Below are 3,613 nucleotides of genomic sequence, written 5' to 3' on the forward strand. Positions count from 1 at the left end.
GCTTGGCGTCGGAGACTTTGGCACTGGAGGCCTGGGCATCGGAGGCTCGGGCGCCGGATGGTCTGGCGCGCGAATTCGTCTCGGATGCGTCGCGGGGCTTCTTCGGAGTCGGCATGGTGCAAGTATGGTTCCTGGCCTCCGCTTGGAAAAGGGCCCGGAGCGGCAAGATCTGGTCGCGGTTCCGGTCCGCCCCGGCGGACGGGCGGGCACGGGGCGATTTGGCACGCCTCCTCCCGACGCCTCCGGTGCTGCGCCTGGCCACGCAACCGGGCGCGATGCTGATCCTGTGCGATCGGATCGATCCCGACCTGCTGAACTTCCAGGCCCATTTCGTCCACACGGCGATCTGCCTCGTGACCGGAAATCCCGCCCTGGCGGACGCCGCACCGCCGGGGATCACCGTCGCTTGCGGTGACATCGGCGACCGGCGCTGGCTGCGGTCCCTCGCCGCGTTCCACGGCCCGAACCTCGTCATCGACCAGCGTCAGCGGGGCGCGCTCGCCCAGGCCTGGGCGCTCACGGTGCTGCACGGCGCACTCGCACGGGGTGGCGTGTACGCCGTACGCGCCAGGGCCTTGCCGGGGGAACGCCGCGCCGGCCCCACGCCCCTGAACCCCGTTCTCGAACGCCGATTCGCCACGGCCGGGCTCTTGCCCGCCGAGGACGTCCCGGGCCAGCGCCGCATGGGCTACCGCCTGTTCGTCAAACCCGCATCGGAGCCGACGCCGATCCGCGTCAGGCCGGCGGCGGAGATCCCCGCACCGGCGGCCGTGACGATCGCGGCCCCGACCTATCGGCGCCCGCTCGCCGAGATCATCGATGCGCCCTCCTGGATCGACGAGACGGTGGCGCACTATGCCGGGCGTGAGGTCACGCCGCCCGAGGCGCGCGTCTATCGCTACCGCGACGCCGTCGTGTTCGGGTACGGCATCGTCCAGGTCGGCGACGCCATCGTCGACGAGAGCCTGATCAATCGCGACCGAACCGACTTTCTGGGGGCCCTGTCCCTGCAGGCGGACGGAACCGGGCAGGTGCATCACACCCTGCCGCGCCCGCGCCGGATCGCCGGGCGCACGGTGCACCTGTGGCAGATGTGGGGTGAGAATTACGGACACTGGCTCATCGAATGCCTGCCCCGGCTCCACGTCGCCCAGCGCGCCGGGCTCCTCGACGGGGCCAATGTCACCGTTCAGGCGTCGGTCGCCATGGAGCCGATCTACCGGCAATCCCTGGCCGTCCTGGGCATCGGGCCGGACCGGATCGTCCGGCTCAACCATCGCGAGGTCGTCTTCGAGGAACTGGTCTACCCGACCCCGGTCACCCGGCAGCCCTTCGTCAAGTCGCCCCTGGTGATCGATGCGGCCTTCGACCTGCGGCGTCGGATCGGACCACCGCCGGAGCCGCTCCCCGAACGGATCTATGTCAGCCGCAACCGGAGCGGCCGGCGCCGCCTCGCCAACGAGGATGCGGTGATCGCCCTCCTGCGCGAGCGCGGCTACCGCGTGGTGCATCCCGAGACGGAGAGCTTCGCGCGGCAGGTCCAGATCTTCGCGGCCGCGCGCTTCGTCGTCGGAAGCATGGGCGCGGCTCTGAGCAATCTCGCCTTCGCGCCCGAAGGCGTCCGCTGCCTCATGCTCACCAACCGGGACATGCTGGACGACTTCTTCCTCGACCTCGTCGGACTGAAGCGGGGCACGTACGTTTCTCTGCACGGCACCAGCCTGTCGCCCGACCAGGGCATGCATTCCGATTACACCATCCCGATCGATACGCTCCGCGCTGTCCTCGACCGCCACGCCCTCTGAGGGCGACGCCGGTCGGCAATTCCTCGACTCTCGGCCGGATAGCCATAGATTCGGCTCGGCGCCCGTGCCCCGGGGCACCAGGAACAGCAGCGGACATCCCGATGGACACCGACGCCCCGCAAAAGCCCGAACTCGACGCCGAAACCCTGGCCTTCGCCGGCCGGGTCTTCCAATTCGCCCGCATGGGCCACGCGGCGGACCTCGCCGACCTGTTCGCGCAGGGCCTCCCGGCCAATCTCTGCAACGACAAGGGTGACAGCCTGCTGATGCTCGCGGCCTATAACGGTCAGGGCGAGACCGCGCGGGTGATCCTGGAGAATGGCGGCGACCCGGAGCTCGCGAACGTGCGTGGCCAGACGCCGCTAGCCGGCGCGGCCTTCAAGGGCGACCTCGACATGGCGGCGCTCCTCCTCGCCCATGGGGCGCAGGTGGACGGCACGGGCAGCGGCACGCGCACGGCCCTGATGACGGCGGCGATGTTCAACCGCACCGACATGGTGGCCCTGCTGCTGGCGCACGGGGCCGATCCGGACCGGCGCGACGGCGCCGGCCTCACCGCCGCCGAGATGGCCCAGTCGATGGGGGCCGCCGACACGCCCCTGCAACTGGCCACGGCGAAACGATCGACCGCCGTCTGAGCCACTGCGGGTTGACGGTACGCGCGATCACGGCGCGGCCATGCGAGGAAACACACCGATGCGCATCAGACATGCCGCCGCCGTCGCGGCCCTCCTCGCCGGTGTCCCTTCTGGGCCGGTCCTGGCCGAGGACTGGCCGATGTTCGGGCGCGACCACACCAACCAGCACTTCTCGCCCCTGACGCAGATCGACCGGTCCACCGTGAAGACCCTTCGCCCGGCCTGGATCTTCCAGACCGGGATCACCGGCTACTTCCAGGCCGAGCCCGTGGTGGTCGGCACCACCCTGTACGTTTCGACCACCCAGAACCACGTGGCGGCCCTCGACGCGCGCAGCGGCCGGGTTCTCTGGACCTACGTGCACAAGGCGCGGACGGAGAAGATCTTCGGGCCGCCCTCGAACCGTGGCGTCGCAGTCTCCGACGGAAAGGTCTTCGAGGCGACCATGGACGGCCGGGTGATCGCCCTCGACGCCGCCACGGGCAAGGTGCTGTGGGACCACGAGGCCGTGCGGCCGGAGGAGGGAGAGTCGGAGACAGCCTCGGCCCTGGCCGACACCCTCGGGGCCAACGGGGTGCAGGGTTCGAGCCGGCTCGGATTCAAGATGCCGCCGCTCGTCGCTAATGGCCTCGTCATCGTGGGCGTGGCGGGGGCGGGCTACGGCCTTCACGTGGAGGACGCCAAGGGCGGCCTCGACGGAGGCGCCGTCGTCGGCATCGAGGGCGGCTACGGCCGACGCGGCTGGCTCGCCGCCTACGACGCGGCCACGGGCGCCGAGCGCTGGCGCTGGTACGTCACCAAGTCGGATGGCTGGGAAGGCGATTTTTCCGCGACCACACCGGACGGTGTCGCGCTGCACCGCGACATTGCCGCCGAGAAGGCCGCCGCGCCCGCTCACCGCGAGGCCTGGCGGGTCGGCGGCGGCTCCCTCTGGATGACGCCGGCCTACGATGCCGCGCTCGGGCTGATCTATGTCGGCACCGGCAATCCCGCGCCCCAGAATTTCGGTCTCTCGCGGCCGGGCGACAACCTCTACACGATGAGCCTCGTCGCCCTCGACGTCCGGACCGGGCAATTGCGCTGGCACTACCAGCAGGTCCCCCATGACGAGTGGGGCTACGACGTGGCGAGCCCGCCCTTCCTCCTCGACCAGCCGACGCCGAAGGGCCC

Annotated in this window: 3 protein-coding genes; all 3 read left to right on the plus strand. The window is 70.6% G+C overall.

Features of this window, described 5'->3' with window-relative positions; translation table 11 throughout:
• Window positions 1-245: 245 nt before the first annotated feature.
• Window positions 246-1,805, plus strand: coding sequence for a glycosyltransferase family 61 protein (locus tag K2X24_RS16675; protein WP_292499461.1), 1,560 nt, complete (start codon window positions 246-248; stop codon window positions 1,803-1,805).
• Between the two features lie 101 nt (window positions 1,806-1,906).
• Entirely contained in the window at window positions 1,907-2,443 is a 537-nt protein-coding gene (locus K2X24_RS16680) for an ankyrin repeat domain-containing protein (protein ID WP_292499462.1), read from the plus strand.
• A gap of 58 nt (window positions 2,444-2,501) precedes the next feature.
• Window positions 2,502-3,613 (plus strand): PQQ-binding-like beta-propeller repeat protein (locus tag K2X24_RS16685; protein ID WP_292499463.1); only part of this gene is annotated, 1,112 nt, incomplete at its 3' end.

It is taken from the genome of Methylobacterium sp. (assembly GCF_019750675.1).
In the GTDB taxonomy this organism is placed as follows: domain Bacteria; phylum Pseudomonadota; class Alphaproteobacteria; order Rhizobiales; family Beijerinckiaceae; genus Methylobacterium.

Bases quoted from the DNA above. Each gene is read 5' to 3' on its own strand.
- K2X24_RS16680 (WP_292499462.1), top strand. From the start codon at position 1,907: ATGGACACCGACGCCCCGCAAAAGCCCGAACTCGACGCCGAAACCCTG.